The sequence below is a fragment of the Mycobacterium sp. TH-M11 genome (assembly GCF_057473725.1).
Window position 1 is genome coordinate 1 of record NZ_JBYCLD010000345.1, and the last position, 19,309, is coordinate 19,309.

15 protein-coding genes and 1 pseudogene are annotated in these 19,309 nt (G+C 66.1%); 9 read left to right on the forward strand and 7 right to left on the reverse strand.

The window, feature by feature from the left end; all coding sequences use genetic code 11:
• A pseudogene (locus AC2VOG_RS13850) lies at positions 1 to 98 on the forward strand (type VII secretion protein EsxI); the annotation flags it as partial.
• A gap of 133 nt (positions 99 to 231) precedes the next feature.
• On the opposite strand, the gene AC2VOG_RS13855 reads toward AC2VOG_RS13850, so the two are convergent.
• On the reverse strand, positions 232 to 1,251 hold the full coding sequence (locus tag AC2VOG_RS13855) for a hypothetical protein (protein ID WP_486940462.1): 1,020 nt from the start codon (positions 1,249 to 1,251) through the stop codon (positions 232 to 234).
• A gap of 141 nt (positions 1,252 to 1,392) precedes the next feature.
• Entirely contained in the window at positions 1,393 to 2,277 is an 885-nt protein-coding gene (gene ypfJ / locus AC2VOG_RS13860; RefSeq protein WP_486940463.1) for a KPN_02809 family neutral zinc metallopeptidase, read from the reverse strand.
• Positions 2,278 to 2,550: 273 nt separating this feature from the next.
• On the opposite strand from ypfJ, the gene AC2VOG_RS13865 reads away from it, so the two are divergent.
• Genes AC2VOG_RS13865 through AC2VOG_RS13875 form a run of 3 tightly spaced genes read left to right on the forward strand, consistent with a single transcriptional unit; the run spans position 2,551 to position 6,358 of the window.
• The gene (locus AC2VOG_RS13865; protein ID WP_486940464.1) at positions 2,551 to 3,600 is read left to right on the forward strand and encodes a 3-oxoacyl-ACP synthase III family protein; all 1,050 of its coding nucleotides are present in this window, start codon (positions 2,551 to 2,553) and stop codon (positions 3,598 to 3,600) included.
• On the forward strand, positions 3,601 to 4,743 hold the full coding sequence (locus tag AC2VOG_RS13870; protein ID WP_486940465.1) for a sulfotransferase family protein: 1,143 nt from the start codon (positions 3,601 to 3,603) through the stop codon (positions 4,741 to 4,743). It begins immediately after the preceding gene.
• Positions 4,736 to 6,358 (forward strand): hypothetical protein, encoded by a 1,623-nt coding sequence (locus AC2VOG_RS13875; RefSeq protein WP_486940466.1) that lies wholly within the window; start codon positions 4,736 to 4,738, stop codon positions 6,356 to 6,358. The genes AC2VOG_RS13870 and AC2VOG_RS13875 overlap by 8 nt, the downstream gene beginning before the upstream one ends.
• 17 nt (positions 6,359 to 6,375) lie before the next feature.
• On the opposite strand, the gene AC2VOG_RS13880 is transcribed toward AC2VOG_RS13875, so the two are convergent.
• Positions 6,376 to 7,257, reverse strand: a complete 882-nt coding sequence (locus AC2VOG_RS13880) for an oxidoreductase (RefSeq protein WP_486940467.1) — start codon at positions 7,255 to 7,257, stop codon at positions 6,376 to 6,378.
• Between the two features lie 65 nt (positions 7,258 to 7,322).
• On the opposite strand from AC2VOG_RS13880, the gene aspS reads away from it, so the two are divergent.
• Positions 7,323 to 9,101 (forward strand): aspartate--tRNA ligase, encoded by a 1,779-nt coding sequence (gene aspS / locus AC2VOG_RS13885; RefSeq protein WP_486940468.1) that lies wholly within the window; start codon positions 7,323 to 7,325, stop codon positions 9,099 to 9,101.
• 180 nt (positions 9,102 to 9,281) lie between these two features.
• Here aspS and AC2VOG_RS13890 read toward each other — a convergent pair whose 3' ends face one another.
• Positions 9,282 to 9,638, reverse strand: a complete 357-nt coding sequence (locus AC2VOG_RS13890; RefSeq protein ID WP_486940474.1) for a transglycosylase family protein — start codon at positions 9,636 to 9,638, stop codon at positions 9,282 to 9,284.
• A gap of 513 nt (positions 9,639 to 10,151) precedes the next feature.
• Here AC2VOG_RS13890 and AC2VOG_RS13895 point away from each other — a divergent pair.
• Entirely contained in the window at positions 10,152 to 11,042 is an 891-nt protein-coding gene (locus AC2VOG_RS13895; protein ID WP_486940475.1) for a transglutaminase family protein, read from the forward strand.
• A complete protein-coding gene (locus AC2VOG_RS13900; RefSeq protein WP_486940469.1) occupies positions 11,035 to 12,090 on the forward strand; it encodes a zinc-binding metallopeptidase family protein in 1,056 nt (351 codons plus the stop codon). The genes AC2VOG_RS13895 and AC2VOG_RS13900 overlap by 8 nt, the downstream gene beginning before the upstream one ends.
• A gap of 9 nt (positions 12,091 to 12,099) precedes the next feature.
• Here the strand turns inward: AC2VOG_RS13900 and AC2VOG_RS13905 are convergent, their stop codons facing one another.
• A complete protein-coding gene (locus AC2VOG_RS13905) occupies positions 12,100 to 14,739 on the reverse strand; it encodes a circularly permuted type 2 ATP-grasp protein (RefSeq protein WP_486940476.1) in 2,640 nt (879 codons plus the stop codon).
• A 260-nt stretch (positions 14,740 to 14,999) separates the two neighbouring features.
• On the opposite strand from AC2VOG_RS13905, the gene AC2VOG_RS13910 reads away from it, so the two are divergent.
• Positions 15,000 to 15,836 (forward strand): DUF3097 domain-containing protein, encoded by an 837-nt coding sequence (locus AC2VOG_RS13910; RefSeq protein ID WP_486940470.1) that lies wholly within the window; start codon positions 15,000 to 15,002, stop codon positions 15,834 to 15,836.
• A 23-nt stretch (positions 15,837 to 15,859) separates the two neighbouring features.
• On the opposite strand, the gene AC2VOG_RS13915 is transcribed toward AC2VOG_RS13910, so the two are convergent.
• Complete coding sequence (locus tag AC2VOG_RS13915) at positions 15,860 to 16,837, reverse strand: hypothetical protein (RefSeq protein ID WP_486940471.1); 978 nt, start codon at positions 16,835 to 16,837, stop codon at positions 15,860 to 15,862.
• Between the two features lie 129 nt (positions 16,838 to 16,966).
• On the opposite strand from AC2VOG_RS13915, the gene AC2VOG_RS13920 reads away from it, so the two are divergent.
• Positions 16,967 to 18,301, forward strand: a complete 1,335-nt coding sequence (locus tag AC2VOG_RS13920; protein ID WP_486940472.1) for a replication-associated recombination protein A — start codon at positions 16,967 to 16,969, stop codon at positions 18,299 to 18,301.
• Positions 18,302 to 18,426: 125 nt separating this feature from the next.
• On the opposite strand, the gene AC2VOG_RS13925 is transcribed toward AC2VOG_RS13920, so the two are convergent.
• Entirely contained in the window at positions 18,427 to 19,107 is a 681-nt protein-coding gene (locus AC2VOG_RS13925; protein ID WP_486940473.1) for a GntR family transcriptional regulator, read from the reverse strand.
• Between the last annotated feature and the right edge of the window lie 202 nt (positions 19,108 to 19,309).

Consider the following 19,309-nt stretch of genomic DNA (forward strand, 5'->3'; position numbering starts at 1 on the left):
TCATCTACGAACAGGCCAACAGCCACGGCCAAAAAGTTCAGTCGGCCGGCAACAACATGTCCTCCACCGACTCCGCCGTCGGCTCCAGCTGGGCCTAACACCCAACCCCGTTGGGGGCGAAACGCACCGGGCATCGCGATGCCCGGTGCGTTTTCTTGTGTCTGCTCATGGTGTGGCGCCGGACGTCAAGCTGCCGGACTGCATCCGCTACGGCCGGGCCGGACCGGTGGCCTACTCGGCAACCGCCGCGCAAGCCCCGAGAACTATTGTCGACGCGAAATTGGCGGCGTTGGCAAGATGGTTGTCGGTCGGCGTGTACGTCGGCAGAGCGGTGACGAACGCGCGACGGTACTGGGCCGAAAGATTGGCGAAGTCCTGCCAGATGGCGTTATCGCTTTGCCGGCCAAGCTGTTCCAATTTCCCGGCGAACGAGTTCATCACCGGTCCCGCTGCGTAGTTGACCGCCTTCTGCTCCTTGTTCCAGTAGATCGACGGAATATTGGGATCCATTTGCTGCCATTGAGCGGTCTGTTGACCGAATTGATCCAGCGCCGATTTCCAGTCCGGGCAAACACTGTTGTCGGAGGTGAGGAATGGGTTTGGGCTCGCCAGGTTGCCCACCGGGGCGATGTCGGACGGCGGCGCCGAAGGTGACACCAGCGGACCCCGTGCCGCGGCCGAACCGTCGCTGATGGCGGCGCAGATCGAGCCCAGTGTCGAGGAGGCGCTGTTCGCCGCACCGGCCAGATTGTTGTCCGCCGGTACATACTTCGAGATCCGCTCGGAGTATGTGCGCGCATAAGCGATGAACTGCTGGTAGAGCTCGCGCATGACGCGATGCGGCGTCAGCTTGACCAGTCCGACGGTTTGTGCGGCGGCGCTGCGCATCGACTGCGCGGCCGCGATGAACTGTGCACGCTGCTTCGGGTTCCACGCCGAGGCCGGCACCGACCGGTCGCGGTCATTCCACAATCCCTGTCCGCCGTTGGCCAATTGGTTGTTGATCGACGTCCACGCGACACAACTGGGGTCGTCGGTGATCACCGTCACCGGCCCGGTGTCCTTCGCGCTGGCGACGGCCGCCGTCTCTTGGCCGGGCCCGTTGTCTCCGCCTTGTGGCCCCGCGGAACCCCCGTCGCCGAAGAGCAACACGGCCGCGACGACCGTCGCCAAGACGGCAACCGCGGCCACCCCACCCATGGCCCACTTGAGATTCTTGTTGTCTTTTGAGCCATCGATATCAGACGTCACGAGGATCCAGCTTAAATGACAATCCGCTCACCGCAGGCGTATTGGCGGCGAGCGGCAGGCAATGAGCGTATTTGCCGGTTTCGTAACGCGACGCGCTGCGCTCGCCGGCAACGCCGGGGTCCGGCACGAAGCTGTTCTGAGCTAATTCAGGTTGGGCGCGTGGAAGGTGTCGCACTGGTTGGGTTCGCCGGTTTGATAGCCGACGGTGAACCAGTGCTGACGCTGCTCCGAAGAGCCGTGCGTCCACGACTCGGGGTTCACCCGCCCGGTAGCCGCCTTTTGGATGCGGTCGTCGCCGACGGACGCGGCGGCCGATAGCGCATCAGCAATGTCCTTGTCGCTCAGCGGTTCCAGGAACGGAACACCGGTGCTTTCCTGCTTGGTGGTGGAGGCGTAGTGGGCCCACACCCCGGCGTAGCAGTCGGCTTGCAGTTCGGTGCGCACGCCGTTACCGCTGGCGCCTTGCGCGCCCTGCTGGGCGCGACCGAGTGATCCCTGCAGATTCTGCACATGGTGTCCGAATTCGTGGGCTACCACGTATTCCTGTGCCAATGGCCCACCGCTGGACCCGAATTGGGTGCGCAGCACGTCGAAGAAGCCGGTGTCAAAGTAGGCGGTTTTATCGACCGGGCAGTAGAACGGGCCCACCTCGGTGGTGGCCGCTCCGCAGCCGGTGTTGACCTGTCCGCTGAACAGCCGGACCCGCGGCCGGGTGTATCCGCGCATCAGCTGCGTCCACACGGCGTCGACGGAGTTGCCGGTGGCGACCACGCGGCACTGCACGTACCGGTTGGCGTCGGCCCCGGTGCGACACTTGCTCAGGTCGAAACCGGGCGCGCCGTCCTGGCCGGCACTCGGCGCCGGCAGTTGGGTGGCTACTTTGCCGGGATCGACCCCGAGCAGCAGCGCGACAACGAGGAACAACAACCCGCCGAGTCCGCCGCCGATCGCGATTCCGCGCCCGCCGCCGCCGCCGGACGATGCCGTCGTGCTGGTGTCGATCTGCATGCCCTCGTTGAAGGTCATCGCACTCTCCGTCGCGGTTTTCGGCGTGGCTGACAGCCCGGCGAGATCAGCTTTGCACACTACGAATCAGGCGTGCCTGCGGTTGCCGAAGTTCCTGCGTTCGCCCGCACGTCCAGCGGCGAAGTCCGGGGCACCGCCGAAGGCGGCGTCCCGGTGTGGCGCCTGCAGCGCTCACGCGCACGTACATCCACTGTATTCCGGGAGTGCTTAGGGTACCTTTAGTCCCTGACACCAGGCCACGCCCAGTAGGCCTGCAGGGAACGGGGTACCCTCATGTCTCAGAGAACCAGTGAACTTTCTCGGCTTCCGGCTATGTATCTGTCGAAGCCTTCTGTCGTCCTTCCCGAGACCGCCGTTGACAACGACATGGTGCTGTCACGCGTTCGTGAATCGTTTCGCGGTCCGGAATCCGAGTGGGAAGCCATCAATCAGGGCGTCCGATACGTGCTGGGCCGGTGTAACACCCAGGTCCGCTACATCGACCCGGACGACGCGCTCTCGCCCGGTGAGTTCGCGTCCCGGGCGGCGACAGCCTGCCTCTTCGAGAGCGGCGTGGAGGCGTCGCAGGTCGACCTTTTGGTGTACGGCGGAATCGCCCGCGAGAATTTCGAGCCCGCGACCGCGGCCGAGGTGGCCGGCCGCCTCGGCGCGACACCACTGCACGCATTCGACGTCACCTGTGCCTGTGCCGGTCTGCTCGAGGCGATCCACGTGGTCGCCGGCTACTTCGCGCTGCATCCGCAGCTCAAGACCGCGCTGGTCTGCGCCGGCGAGCTCTGGCGCGACCACGTCAACTACGACCTTCAGACGCTCGAGGATGTCGCGAACTACGCGGCAGGACTCACCCTGGGCAACGCCGCCGCAGCCTTCCTCATCACCCGTGAGTCGCTGGCAGCGGGAGGCGCACGGCTGTTGGGCTTCCGGCACAAGACATTGGCCGAGCACTACGACCTGTGCTCAGCGCCGGTCGACGGTCCCTTCTTCTCTCGCTCGAAGGAGCTTTTCGCACTTGCGGTGCACGTGCCCGGCGAGGTTCAGCAACTCCTCACCGACGCCGGTTGGGCGCCCGAAGACGTCGACCACTACGTCTTTCACCAGCCGAGCCAAGCGATCCTGGAGCGCGTTTTCGATGCAGTCGGCGCGCGTCCGGAGGCGTGCGTGCACACACATTCGCTGTACGGAAACAGCGCGAGCGCTTCCTGGGCTGTCGCGCTCAACCACCGCCTCAAGCACGGTACCGTCAACGATGGCGACAAGCTCGTGTTTACCAGCGCCGCATCGGGTTTCACGATAGTGTGTGCCTCGGCGGTGTGGGAGGGCTAGGTGGGGCGTTATCTGCGTGTCTACAAGGTGCTCGGCCAGACGTTTGGGTCGTGGTTCAAGCCTTTAGGCGCTTTCGTGCTCCTTCAGGTGCGCCAAGCGATTTCGGCGACGACGCTTGGGCTGGACCACATCTTGTTCCCGCGGCATCGCAAGCAGGCGATCGACCGGCCGATCTTCATCATCGGTAATCCCCGCAGCGGTACGACGTTTCTGCACCGCTTCCTGCTCGGTGCGGGCGACATGGCCGCTCTCGAGTTGTGGGAGATGCTGTTTCCCGCGATCACCGCACGTAAACTGCTGGGCGGTATCGTGCCCAGGCTCGACAAGCTGTCACCGGCCCGCTACCACCCATCCGACGTGCACGACACCAGCCTGCGCGGCATCGAAACCGACGACGTGGCCTGGTTTTTCCGGACCATGGCAGGACCGTTCGCGTGGGCCTATTTCCTTGCCTGGCAAGACACCTGGGGAAGTGAATTGTCGCGCCGAGAGTTCGCGATCGATGGGGTGACGCCGGGTGAGGAAGCGCGTTTCTTCGACTACTACGACGCCTGCTGGCGGCGCAACCTGACGCTCAAGGGCGCCGGCCGCGTGCTGGCCAAGACCAGCATGCTCACCATGCGCCTGGACGCGGTGTTGCGGCGTTACCCGGACTGCAAGCTCGTCTACGTCGTCCGCGACCCCGTCGAGGTCATCCCGTCGGGAATGTCCCTGCTGGCGAGCGTGCTGGAAAACGCCTTCGACGTGTGGAACCGCACCACCGACGAAGACCAGCGCCGCTGGGTGGAGAACATGTACCAGGCATCGTGCGACATGCTGCGCCACTTCCACGACGCTCATGCGGCCGGCAAGATTCCCGAACGCAATCTGTGCATCGTGCGCTATGAGGACCTGATCAACGACCTCGAACCGACGATGGAGCGCATCCTCGAGTTCGTCGAGATCAAGCCGTCGGCGGCATTCGTCGAGGAAGTGCACGCGCAAGCGGAGCGGCAGCGCAACTACACCAGCAAGCACGGGCATTCGCCCGCGCAGTTCGGTCTGAGCCCCGAGCGGATCCGGGCAGACCTGGGGTTCGTCTACGACGCATACGGGCTCTCGTCGACCAGCGATGGACACCGAAAGGATCACCAACATGGGTAAGCGCGCGATCGCGAAGCGCGAAAAGCTTTCGGGTCCTTCACTTGTCGATCCGCGAGTGCGCTTGGCCGCAGGCTCGGCGACGTCGAGGACGCGTCGTGTCGGCAAGATCGGAACGGCCGCCGGCGGACTGCTGGGCCTGGCCTTGCTTCCCTTGGCGGTCGCCAACGCCGACGACTACGGAAACTACGACCTCGTTCCCAGTGCCGCCGACACCGTAGCGGATGGCGGGGTCCGCAACTTCTCGGTCGAGGTTCCGCCGGCGGCGGGCGGAAGCGTTCAGGGCACCGAAACTTTAGACGTCGACAACGCGAGCGGCACTCAGGTCGGGACTATCACCGCCGACGTGACGAATACCACCGATGTGTTCGGTGACACCAACCAGGAAATCCTGGTCACCTCCGACGGCGCAGCCACCAACGTCGGCACCGCCGCCGGGGACGTTCCGCCGGTCGGGTCGGTCTTCGACACCTACACCTACAGCAGCGGCATCCCGGTGGTCTACTCCGACATCCCCACCTCCACTGGCGACCAGATGTCCTATACCGTGGCCGGCCTCGACATTCCCACCACGTATGACGCGATCAGCACCGTCGCCCCGGTGAGCACCGCCGGGGCGGGGGCCGGCTTCACCGACGACACATTCGTCTTGTCCGGTCCGGAAACCGTCAACGGAGTCAACGGGATTCCGCCCGCGGACTACGACCTGCTGGGAGTCCAGACATTCGACGTCGACAACTCGAGCGGCACCCAGATCGGGTCCTTCACCGCCGACGTGGCCAACAGCTCCGATGCCGCGGGTAACTCCACCCAGGATCTCCTCGTCACCTCGTCCAGCGGCGACGCCCCGTCGGCCGGGTCGGTGTACGACTATTTCTTCACCGGCACCGCCGGTGAAGACAGCACCTATAACGTCTACTCCGACATCCCCTCGACGACGGGTGGCGCGGACACGGTCACCGACACCGTGGTCAGCCCCTACGGCTCGTCCGTCATTCCCGTCGACTTCGACGCGGCCGCCGGTCTCGCCGATGAACTCGGCGGAACCGCGCCGGTCGGAACGGCCATCGACCTGCCCAACGCATACGACATCACCCCGGCCGGCGCGGGAACGATCGACGGAATCGACGGCATTCAGCCCGAGGACATCGACGTTCAGGGAACTCAGTCGTTCGACTACACCGACACAGCCACCGGCCAGACCGGAACCTTCGACGCCGACGTGGCACAGAGCACGATCATCTTCGGTGACACCACCCAGGAACAACTCGTGGTCACCTCGTCGACCGGGGACGCTCCGCCGGACGGCTCGGTGTTCGAGGTTTACAACTATGGTGACGGCTACCAGAACATCTACTCCGACATCCCTTCGACGACCGGCGGCGCGAACACCATCACCGATACCTTCGTGACCCCGTTCGGGGATGTCAACGTTCCCGACACCTATGACGCGGCCGCGGCTTTAGCCTCCGATTCGTCGACGAACTTCGCCGACCCTGGGGCGTCGACGGCCGCCGCTGACCTCCTCGGCGGTCTCGATCCCTCGGCAGCGCTCGACAGCGGCGCGTTCGCCGATCTGTTCCCCCAGGCTGCGGCGCTGTTGTCCAGCCTGTTCTGAGTCGCCCCGGACGCTTGCTAACCGGGGCCGTCACTGGCCGCGGCCAGCAGCGGGACGAGGACGTCGCTGATCGGCGTTGGGATCCCGTGGGCGCGGGCCTTACGGATGATCACCCCGTTGCGGATGTCCCACTCCTGCGGGCGACGGGCCTCGCGGTCGGCCAGCATCGAGGTGCCCATGTCGCTGGGCGCCGCGCGGAACATCTCCACGGTGCCGGTGGCGACGTCGTCGGCCAGCCGGGCGCCTTCGGCGCGCGCGACGGCGACGCACTCTGCGGCGTAGCGCTGCGCCAGGTCGGCGAGGTCGTCGCGACGGAACATGCCCGATCGCCGGCCGGTGAGCACCATCAGCCCGGCCACCGCGTTGACCAGCAGCTTGCGCCACGCGGCGGTGACGAAGTCGGGGTCGCAGTCGGCGACACCGCCCGCCGCGCGCCACAATTCGGCGAAGGTCGTGGCCGCGGGCCCGGTCGGTAGCGTCAGCCGCGCCTCGGTGCGCAGTCGCACCCAGCCGTCGGGCTGAGTCTCCGCCGAAAACCAGACGATGCCGGGGATGACGGTCGAGGTCGGACAGCGCGGCTGTACCTGCTCGACCTGTTCGACGCCGTTCTGCAGGACGACGACAGTGGTGTCCGCATCGCACAACCGGCCCAACCACCGTGCTGCGTCGGCGTTCTGGGTGGCTTTGACTGCCAGCAGCACCACGCCGACCGGGGCCGTGATCGTGGCGGGATCGGTGCGCACCGGCCCGGCCACGACGATCGGATCGGCGCAGTCGGGCCGCAGTTCGATCCGGGCTCGCGGCGTCCGGCCGCAGACCAGAACGTCGTGACCGGCGGCGGCGAGGTAGGCGGCCACCGTCGTACCGACGGCTCCTGGACCGACAACTGCAATATCCATGACGAGCACTGAAACTACCCGCCTCTAGACTGAGCTGTACTTCCCACCGCTGACAAGGAGTATTTGTGCTGCGCAGCCATGCCGCCGGTTCATTGCGGGCCACCGACGCCGGGCATCAGGTGACGCTGGCCGGTTGGGTCGCGCGCCGCCGCGACCACGGCGGGGTGATCTTCATCGATCTGCGCGACGCCACGGGGGTGTCGCAGGTGGTGTTTCGTGCTACCGACGTGCTGGCCCAGGCTCACCGGCTGCGCGCCGAGTTCTGTGTGGCGATCCAGGGTGTGGTGGAGATCCGCCCGGAGGGCAACGCCAACTCCGAGATCGCCACCGGCGAGATCGAGGTCAACGCGACGTCGCTGACGGTGTTGGGGGAGTGCGCGCCGCTGCCGTTTCAGCTCGACGAGCCCGCCGGTGAGGAAGTGCGGCTGCGCTACCGCTACCTCGACCTGCGCCGCGACGGCCCGGGCAACGCGATTCGGTTGCGCTCCAAGGTGAATGCCGCCGCGCGCGGCGTGCTGGCCGCGCGGGACTTCGTCGAGATCGAGACCCCGACCATGACGCGTTCGACGCCGGAAGGTGCGCGCGACTTTTTGGTCCCGGCCAGGCTGCAGCCCGGCTCCTTCTACGCCTTGCCGCAGAGCCCGCAGCTGTTCAAGCAGCTGCTGATGGTGGCCGGCATGGAGCGCTACTACCAGATTGCCCGCTGCTATCGCGACGAGGATTTCCGCGCCGACCGCCAGCCGGAATTCACCCAGCTCGACATGGAGATGAGCTTCGTCGAGGCCGACGACGTCATCGCCACCGCCGAGCAGGTGCTCACAGCGGTGTGGGCATTGATCGGCTACGACCTCCCCACTCCGATACCGCGCATCAGCTATGCCGAGGCGATGCGACGCTTCGGCACGGATCGACCTGACCTACGGTTCGGGGTTGAACTCGTCGAATGCACAGAGTTTTTCTCCGACACCACGTTTCGCGTCTTCCAGGCGCCTTACGTGGGTGCGGTGGTGATGTCGGGCGGGGCGTCGCAGCCGCGCCGGACGCTGGACGGCTGGCAAGAGTTCGCCAAACAGCGCGGCCACAAGGGTCTGGCCTATGTGCTGGTCGGCGACGACGGCACGCTGAGCGGTCCGGTGGCCAAAAACCTGTCCGACGCCGAACGCGACGGCCTGGCCGCGCACGTCGGCGCGCAACCCGGCGACTGCATCTTCTTCTCGGCGGGGCCGGCGAAAGCGTCTCGTGCGCTGCTGGGTGCGGCGCGGGACGAAATCGCGAAGCGGCTCGACCTGATCGATCCGAACGCCTGGGCGTTCACCTGGGTCGTCGACTTCCCGTTGTTCGAGCCGGCCGACGACGCCGCCGCCGCCGGCGATGTCGCGCTGGGCAGCGGTGCCTGGACCGCGGTGCATCATGCGTTCACCGCACCGAAGTCCGACTCGGAGGCCACCTTCGACAGCGACCCGGGCAGCGCACTGGCCGACGCCTACGACATCGTGTGCAACGGCAACGAGATCGGTGGCGGCTCCATTCGTATCCACCGTCGTGACGTGCAGGAACGCGTGTTCGCGATGATGGGCATCGGTGCTGCCGAGGCGCAAGAGAAGTTCGGATTCCTGTTGGACGCGTTCACCTTCGGCGCCCCGCCACACGGCGGCATTGCGTTCGGCTGGGATCGGATCGTGCAGCTGCTGTCCGGGTCGGATTCGATCCGCGAGGTGATTGCCTTCCCCAAGTCCGGCGGCGGCGTCGACCCGTTGACCGATGCCCCCGCGCCGATCACGGCGCAGCAGCGCAAGGAATCGGGCATCGATGTGGTGCCCGAGGTGAATCGAGATCGACGCTAGCCCCGCCCCCGGCAGCTCGGCGCTGGCTTCGATCTCGGCGGTATCCCCGTGCTCGCAGCCCGCACAGCCTGAACAGTTAGCCCCGCCCGGTAGTTAGCCCGTCAACCGACCCCTCGAAACTCACGGTTACGGGGCTATCACGGCACCTATCACGGGGTGGTCACGCCGTCCGTGCACGGCTCAGTGCGGTACCAGAGACCACAGCGTCGACAGCGTGCCCCGCACCGGGTGCAAGAAGAGGTTCACGATCTGGATCGGGAACAGTTGGCCATTGCCACCGCATTTGGGCCACGCGCCGGGCCCCTGGGTGGCCAGTACCCGGTTGGCCACGGCGATCTGTTCTTCGCGCGGGGCCGTCGCCGGGTCGCCGATGCCGCCGTTGGCGGCCCAGGTAGAGGGCTTGAACTGCAGCCCGCCGTAGAACCCGTTGCCCGTATTGGCGTGCCAGTTGCCGCCCGATTCGCACTGTGCCACGGCGTCCCAGTTCATCCCGTCTGCGTAAGCCACGCCGGTGGTCGGATCGACCAGCAGTGTCATGCCCAGGACCACCAGGGTGGCTATCGCCACGTGCTTGCACAGTGTGCTCAGTAGCCCAGCTAAATGACTCATTTAACAGGTCTAACAAGTCAGCGTGAAAGGAGTCAATGAGTGGGGCTTTAGTAATCAATGAGATTAAAGTTTAATAACGCGTTTTACGTTGCTCATGTTAATCAGAGTAAACTACTGAGATAATTGGTGCAGTTTATAACTAGTGAGTTATATGAGTAAGAAGTTATCTAGCCGTGATGGAGTGAACTAGAGTGACATGTGATGCTGCTGTTACTCAAGTGATATCAAGTGCGGACCGACGCGTTCCTCGGACGTTCCGAAAAACTCCCGGACCAGGCGTTTTGGGGGGCTTGCTGGGACAGCGTGTGGAGTACGTCGGGCTGCGCGGCTGCGCGCCGCCCCTAGCGTCACTAATGTTGCAGCGTGACGTCGCCGAGCCAGGCCAATGATCCGGAGCGGCCCCCGGATCATCATCCGCCGGCGCGGGGTGCCCGCTACCGGATCATCCATCGCACCGAGTACCGGTACTCAGACGTGGTGACGAGTTCGTACGGTCGCGGCTTTCTCACTCCGCGCGATCTGCCGCGGCAACACTGCCTGTTCCACGACTTGCGGATCTCGCCGACGCCGGCCGACAGCTCGACGAGCCCGGATACCTACGGAAACATCAGTTCGTACTTCCATGTCACCGAGCCACATCGCGCGCTGACAGTCACCAGTGAGTCCATCGTCGAGGTGTATCCGGCGCCGCCCGAGCGCTGGGGTGCCGGGCCGGCGCTAGACCCCTGGGAGCACGCCCGCCCGGTCGGCGTGCGCGGTGCGTTGGCGTCCGAGTTCACGCTCGACCTGAACCCGCCCGAGATCACCGACGCAGTGCGGGAGTACGCCGCGCCGAGTTTCGAGCCCGGTAGACCGCTCGTCGCGGTGCTGCGTGACCTCACCACGCGGATCTACACCGACTTCACCTATCGCTCCGGGTCGACGACGGTGTCGACTGGCGTCGACGAGGTTCTAGAAGCGCGGGAAGGGGTATGTCAGGACTTCGCTAGGCTGGCGATCGCCTGTCTGCGCGCCAACGGGTTGGCGGCCAGCTACGTCTCCGGTTACCTGGCCACCGTCCCGCCCCCGGGGAAGGACCGCATGATCGGTATCGACGCCACGCACGCCTGGGCGGCGGTGTGGACGCCGCAGCCGCCCGGCCGATTCGAGTGGCTGGGACTCGATCCCACCAACGATCAGATGGTCGACGAGCGATACATCATCGTCGGGCGGGGCCGCGACTACGCCGACGTACCGCCGTTGCGCGGCATCATCTACACCAATGCCAAGAACAGCGTGATCGACGTCGCGGTCGACGTCGCACCCTACGAAGGTGGCGAAATGTATGCGTGATTTCCACTGCCCCAATTGCGGACAGCGGCTGACGTTCGAGAACTCGGCCTGCCTGGCGTGCGGCAGTGCGCTGGGCTTCTCGCTCGAGGAGATGGCACTGCTGGTGATCACCACCGGCGATGACGCGGCCCGCGCCGGATTCGTCAGTGCCGGCAAGTACGAACTGTGTGCCAATCGCAATCTCGCAGAATGCAATTGGCTGGTTCCGATACGCACGCCGACCTGGCTGTGTAGCTCGTGTGTGCTCACCAGCGAACGGCCCAACGACGCCGACCCCGGAGGGTTGGCCGAATTCGCGCGCGCCGAGGCCGCCAAGCGCAGGCTTATCGCCGAACTCCACGAGTTGAAGCTGCCGATCGTCGGGCGTGCCCAGGACCCCGACTACGGCCTCGCGTTCCGGCTGCTGTCCAGTGCGCATGTGTCGGTGACGACTGGGCACCAAAACGGCGTCATCACACTGGATCTGGCTGAGGGCGACGATGTGCACCGCGAGCAGTTGCGGGTCGAGATGGACGAGCCCTACCGCACCCTGCTCGGGCACTTCCGGCACGAGATTGGGCATTACTACTACTACCGGCTGATTACACCGTCGGCTGCGTTCGTCGCGCGTTTCAACGAACTGTTCGGTGACCCGAATGCCGACTATCAGGCGGCCCTGGACCGGCACTACAGCGAGGGCGCGCCGGCGGGCTGGGAGCTGACGTACGTGTCGTCCTACGCGACAATGCATCCGGCCGAAGACTGGGCGGAGACGTTCGCGCACTACCTGCACATTCGGGACACGCTGGACACCGCGGCATGGTCGGGCTTCGCGCCGGCGACGGCCACCTTCGATCGGCCGGTGCTGGGTCCCAGCGCATTCATGACGATCATCGACATGTGGCTTCCGGTGTCCTGGTCACTGAACATGGTGAACCGGTCGATGGGCCACGACGACCTGTATCCGTTTGTGCTGCCAGTCGCGGTGCTGGAGAAGATGAAATTCATCCACTCGGTCATCGACGAGGTGACCGCGGCATCGGGTAGGTCCGGCACGCTCAGCGCGTGAGCGCGCCGGTCACGGCATCGTCCGCCGCTCGTCGCCACCCCACAGCGGTTGGGTGCCGCCCGGCAGGGCCAGTTGAGTTGCGGTGATGACCTCGGCCAGTTCGCGCAAGGCGCTATGGGTGGTGGTGAGCAGTTCGGCCAACTTGTCGCGGCGTCCGTCGGGCGAGACCACTTCCAGCTCAGCGGGATGCGAGCGTCGCAGCAGGGTGCTGACCTGGGCAACCATCCGCTGCGGGCGTGACGACCCCGACGAGCCGGGCAGGTCGCCGAGATCGGTTCGCAGCCGCTCCAGCTGGTACACCAGCGACCGGGGGTTCGTCGAGTCGAACAGCATCAGCTCCGCCAGCGCGGCCACGTTGACCTGGCCGGCCGTGCGACGGCGGTAGATGACCGCGGATTCCGTTGCGATCAGCGTCGATTCGATGACGGTCCGCTCGGCGGCCGGCGCCAGGACGGTGGTCAACGTGGCGTTCAGCAGGGCGGTCAGGCCCAGCCCACGTTCGATCCGCTTGCCGATGTCCATCATGGACCAGCCGACGTCCTGCACCATGGACTCGGCGGACACGCCTGCCAGGGTCAGCATCCCGATCAAGGTCTGCGACTGCGCCGTCTCCAGCATTGCGCCGCCCTCGGCCAGCGAATCTGGCGGTTCGGCGTCATGCGCCAGCGCACGCTCGACACCGGCGAGCACACCCCAGGTGTCGCTGGACAATTGGTCGCGCACCGCTCTGGCGGCCAGCGCCAGCCGGTCGACCGATTGCGCCAATGATCCGGGGCGGTCGCGGTCCATCGTCAGCGACCACAGTGTCGACGGTGCGGTCGCAATGGTCTCGGCCTGGTCTCCGGCACCGGGGTCGGTTCCGGTGATGCGGTCCAGCGCTGCCATCAGGACAGGGACGCACTGGCTTTCCGAAATCTCCTGACGGTGCCGGAATTCGTAGTAACGCCGCCGAGCGGCAATCAGCAACCGGGCCATGTTCTCGGCGCGCTCTCCGTAGCGACCCATCCAGAACAGGTCCGACAGCACCCGCGGCGAGCTGACGCCCAACGTGCCCGCGCCCGCCTTCGCGGACGTTTCCGGCGTCGGCAACGTGACGGCCTCAGTTCGCAACCTGTCGGTAGGCTTAACCCAGATATCCTTGGCAGCAAAGGTTTTCAACGTGTAGGCCGCCGGACCCTGGGCGAGCACGTAGCCGAGGCCGCCCAGCATCGGTGCGTACCCCCCGCGTTGAGCCACCGTGAACAGGCGGATACCCACCCCGCCCGCCGAGAGTTCGCCGGCGCTGCTGGTGGGCGCGGACGAAAACTGCGGCAGTTCCTGGCCGACCCATTGCCACGGCATCGCGCTGATCGCGGCAGCCAGGTCGGCGAGGCGCTCGGACGAAAGCGCCGGCCCGACAAGGGTCTGCCCGCCGATGGTCGGCCTGATCAACAACGATGACAGGTTGGCCAGCAGGTGCGATCGTTCGCTGTCGATGCCACCCCAATAGCTCGGTGCGCTGGGCAGCAACGGCGATTCGCCGAGGAGTCGGGTAGCCAATTGGGGTAGGAACCGTTGCAGACCAGCACTTTCCAGGATTCCGCTGCCGACTGTATTCACCACGGTCACCGTGCCGCGGTGCTGCGCCTCCATCAGCCCGGCCACGCCCAGCCGCGAGTTGGCGCGCAGATCGAGTGGATCGGTGTAGGTGGCATCGATGCGGCGGAAGACCACGTCGACACGCTTGAGTGTGCCCAGCGAGCGCATCCACAACTTCCCGTCGCGAACCGTCAGGTCCGCGCTCTCCACCAACGGGAAGCCCAGCAGTGTCGCGAGATACGCCTGATCGAAGGAGGTTTCGGAGTAGATGCCGGGGCTCAGTACGACGACTACCGGGTCTTGCACGCCGTCGGGCGCCGCGTCGATCAGCGCCAGCCGCAACGCCTGCGCGAACGGTGTCGTGGGCCGCGGCCCGACCCTTTCGTACAGGTCGGGCAGGGCTTGCGCCATCACCCGTCGATCGGCGAGCGCATACCCTGCGCCGGACGGGGCCTGGGTCCAGTCGGCGTTGACTCCGAAGCTACCGTCGGGGAGCCGGCTGACATCGCAGGCGTGCATGAAAAGCTGATGGTGCCCGGGCACCTCGATCCCGTCGGCGGCGCGCACATAGCCGGGATGGGCGAACAACAACTCCGGGGGCAGCACGCCTTCGGTGAGCGAGCGTCGATTGCCGTACAAGTCGGCCAGGACGGCATTGAGAACCCGGGAGCGCTGCACCAGCCCGGTCTCGAGCAGGTCCCAGTCGGGTGCCGAGACCACCAGTGGCAGCGGGTCCAGACGCCACGGTCGCGGCTCACCGTGCCCGCCGGCGGGGTCGACGAGGGTGTAGGTGATGTCGTCGTTGTCGACGAGTTGGCGGACCGCCGAGCAGAGCCGATGCAGGCCGGCTTTTCCACGGTCACCCACCGCGTCCGCGAGGTCGGCCCATGCCGGGCGAACTCCGCCGGTCTCGTCGAGGAACTCGTCGTAGCCGATGAGCGGCCCTTGAAGAGACGGTGGGCGCAAGTCGAACAGCGCGTCCTGAGCACGGGCGCTGCGATACCCGGCCAGCAGTCGGTCGACGTCGGTGCGGTCTTGCGACGCTGCCGGGTCGCGTGGGCGGACTGCCATTTCTGTCGAAGCCATCATCGCAGGACGGTACGCACGCGCCGCGGATCGAGGATGCCCGGCGCGCCGACGCTTGTGGAATTTCGCACCTGCACCTCTCCAATGGCGGCAGGCTCGAGCTCCAACGCCACGTTGATGGTCATAGTCGCAAATCACATCACACCGGCAACCGGGTCGCAGCGCAGCCAAGGCCGGATTTCGGTGTGGTGTCGGCGGAGTGGCGTAACCGGGTTTGACTGTTGCGCTTTCCTAGGATCGCTCGGGTGAATGATCGGTACGGTCCGGATGTTCTAGCACGTGACCCGCACAACGCACGCAATCCCCGGTCCACCGACATGCCCATTGAACTGGGCATGGTCGTGGAAGACGCGCAGACCGGTTATGTCGGCGCGGTGGTCGCTGTCGAGTACGGCCGGATGCAGCTCGAGGACCGCCACGGCCGCCGCAAGCCGTTTCCGGTCGGCCCGGGATACCTGGTCGACGGCAAACCGGTGATTCTGATCGCGCCTCGGGCTGCGCCGCCCAAGGCCACGGCCCGGACGGCGTCGGGATCGGTGGCGGTGACTGGCGCGCGGGCCCGCGTTGCCCGCACCGGCCGCATCTATGTGGAGGGCCGCCACGACGCCGAACTGGTCGAGCAGGTGTGGGGCGACGACCTACGGGTCGAGGGTGTGGTGGTCGAATACCTCGGCGGCGTCGACGATCTGGTCGGCATCGTCGAGCAGTTCCGGCCCGGACCGCAACGACGGCTGGGCGTGCTGGTCGACCACCTGGTGGCGGGCTCGAAAGAATCGCGACTGGCCGACGCGGTGCAGCGCAGCCGGGCCGGCGCACACACGCTGGTCGTGGGCCACCCGTTCGTCGACATCTGGCAGGCCGTCAAACCGGCCCGGCTCGGGTTGACGGAGTGGCCGGTGATCCCGCGCGGTGTTGAGTGGAAGCACGGAATCTGCCAGGCCCTCGGCTGGCCGCACGCCGACCAGGCCGACATCGCCGCCGCGTGGCGCCGCATCCGCGGGAAGGTTCGCGACTGGACCGACCTCGACGCCGCGTTGATCGGCCGGGTGGAAGAGCTGATCGACTTCGTCACCCAGCCGTGATGCGCGTCGTGGCGCCGCCGGCGCTAGAGCGTGGGCGGTGCAACCGGGCCGCCGGAGAGCCGGCGGTAGGTGTACACCTGGATCAGCAGCGCCAAGGGGCCGGTCAGCAGAATGCCCACGACGCAGGCGAGTAAGCCCACGATCACCAAAAGAGTCTGCACCAAGAAAGACAGCAAGGTGTCGCCGACGTGCGACCGAACGGTGCTGACGCTGGCCTTCAGCGCGTCGATGGGCGGCAGCGCACGGTCGGTCGCAAACGCGATGGTGAACAGCGCGAAGAAGCTGAACACGATGATCGCGACGAACGACAGCAACGCAAACATGTAACCCGGCAGCGAGATCAGATCCAGGACGAAGCTGATCACGCTCAGCAGCGCGCCGGCCAGCACCACGTTGCCGAAGTTGCGCGGCTTGAAGAACGAGGCCACCGTGACCGGCCTGCCGTCGGCGAGGTCGAGCCCGCCGGACAAGAACGCGGCCTGCACGAAGATGCCGAAGACGAACGACACGATGAACAGCACGAGCATGCCGCCCGCGCCCAGACTCGCCGCGAATGAGGCGCCGTAGTCGCCGTCCGCCGCGGTATCGGCTGTGGCGCCCCCCAGCAACACGAACACCAGACCGTGAACGACCACGCCGATCACGCCGTAGATCAACGCCGCCAGCACCAGCGGGCCGAGGTTCTTGCTGAACTTGTTCCACGCCCAGTTGAACGCTTCGCCGACGTCGAATCCCGACCCGGGTGGCGGTCCGTATCCGGCATAAGCCGGGTAACCGGGCGGCGGCCCGTAGCCGGGAGGTGGTGGCGGGTAGCCGGGGGGAGGTCCGTAGCCGGGCGGGGGTCCGTAGCCCGGCGGCGGTCCGTAGCCGGGGGGAGGAGGTGGCGGCGCGCCGTAGCCCGGCGGCGGTCCGTATCCGGGCGGAGGCGGATAGTCGCCCGGGTTGGGGTTTCCCCCGTACGGCTCATTGGGATAGCCGGGGTGCTCCGGAGGTTGGCTCATGGCCGCTCCTGCCTCGTCGTCGGATGTTGTCCAGGCGTGCGCTTTGGCGAACTTAGCAAGTATTCGTCAATGGCGCTGTGACCTCACCGTGGGCGCTTACGTGTCGTGTCGGCGTGGTATGCCTGAACCGTGTCTGAGGGTCTATTCGACGTCCCCGACGAGGACGGTCTCGGCGAGCCTGCGCGGGGACGTGCGGCGGGGGCGCCACTGGCGGTTCGGATGCGTCCGTCGACTCTCGAGGAGGTCGTGGGCCAAGATCACCTGCTGCAGCCCGGGTCTCCGCTGCGGCGACTGGTCGAAGGTTCGGGGATGGCGTCGGCCATTCTTTACGGCCCACCCGGCAGCGGGAAGACCACCCTGGCGTCGCTGGTGTCGCAGGCCACCGGCCGCCGGTTCGAGGCGCTGTCGGCTTTGTCGGCGGGGGTCAAGGAAGTCCGGGCCGTGATCGATACCGCGCGACGCGCCGCGGCGCACGGTCAGCAGACGGTGCTGTTCATCGACGAGGTGCACCGGTTTTCCAAGACTCAGCAGGACGCGTTGCTGGCCGCTGTCGAGAACCGGGTCGTTCTACTGGTTGCGGCGACTACCGAGAATCCGTCGTTTTCCGTGGTCGCGCCCTTGTTGTCGCGATCGCTGATCCTGCAACTGCATCCGCTGACCGCTGACGCGGTCCGTGCGGTGGTACGGCGCGCCATCGACGATCCACGCGGCCTCGGCGGCCGGGTAGCGGTGACGCCCGAGGCGGTCGACCTGTTGGTCAGACTCGCGGCGGGGGATGCCCGGCGGGCGCTGACGGCGTTGGAGGTGGCGGCCGAGGTAGCGGAGCAGGTCACGGTCGAGACCATCGAACAGTCGATGGACAAGGCCGCGGTCCGTTACGACCGCGACGGCGATCAGCACTACGACGTGATCAGCGCCTTCATCAAATCGGTCCGCGGCTCCGACGTCGATGCCGCATTGCACTACCTGGCCCGGATGCTGGTGGCCGGCGAGGACCCACGGTTCGTCGCGCGGCGGCTGGTGATCTTGGCCAGCGAAGACATCGGAATGGCTGACCCGCTGGCGCTGCAGACCGCGGTCGCCGCGGCGCAGACGGTCGCGTTGATCGGCATGCCCGAGGCCAAACTGACCCTGGCGCATGCCACCGTCTACCTGGCGACGGCGCCGAAGTCCAACGCCGTCACCACCGCGATCGGGGCAGCAATGGGAGACATCAGCGCCGGCAAGGCCGGGCTGGTGCCGCCGCATCTGCGCGACGGCCACTACTCGGGCGCCGCGTCGCTGGGCAACGCCCAGGGCTACAAGTATGCCCATGATGATCCAGATGGCGTTGTGCCGCAACAATATCCGCCTGATGAGCTGATCGGCGTCGACTACTACCTGCCTACCGGCCGTGGGGCGGAACGCGAAATCGGGTCGCGCCTGGAGAAGTTGCGGGCAATCATTCGCCGACGGCGTGGTTAGTCACACCGGTCACATCGGCAACCTCTCTCGGTCGGCACTCTTTTTCCACAACATCACCACCGGCGATATCACCGGCCAGTGATAGCGCCCGCGGTCATAAAACGGAAAAAGAGCCTGTCCCCAACTCAGTGACTGATGCGGTTGCTGGTGCTGCTGTGGTACGCCTGCTCCAGTCGGACGGCCAGTGATCGGCCCGCGTCGAGGACGTGTCGTTCGGCGATGTCGCGGGCTTTGTCGGAGTCGCGATCGGCCAGGGCCGCCACCAGTGCCTGATGTTCGTCGAGTGCGTTGTGCTCATGCTCGGGGAACATCGCGAAGAAGTTCGACGGAACCACCCGGACGGCTTGCCGAATTTGCGCCATCAACCGTCGCGAATGAGCGGCCCGATGAATCTCGCCGTGGAAACGCCAGTTGGCGTCGACGGCGGCTTCTCCGGTGTGCATCTCGAATTCCATTGCCAGCGAACGCAGTTGATCGATCCCACGATCAGAGACCCGTTCGGCGGCCCATGCTGCCGCTTGGCCGGTCAACACCCCGAGAATCGTGAAGCTGTCCAGAACGTCTTGCGGGGTCATGCCGATTACGGTGATGCCGCTGCGCGGCGCAACGCGCACCAACCCGTCGTAGGACAACTCCAGCAGCGCCTCGCGGACAGGGGTGCGACTGGTGGCGAATTCCTTGGTGATCGCGTCGAGGTCCAGGCGGGTGCCGGCGGGCAACGTGCCAGTCAGGATGCGGTCGCGCAACTCGCGCGCGGCGCGCTCACGGACCGTGCCGCCGATATCAACACCGTCGTTCGGAGCCATGGCGAAGACCTTAAAGGCTGGAGGGAGGCCGGGACTTGAAATCTAATATATCAGATGTTAGACATCAGTAATGACTACTCGGCAAATGGCACTCGTCGCCTTCATGCAAGCGGGCAGCACGTCGGTTTACGCGGGTTCGTGGCGTCACCCCGCGACCGAGCACGGCTACCTCGACGCGTCGTACTACGCCAAGATCGGCCGG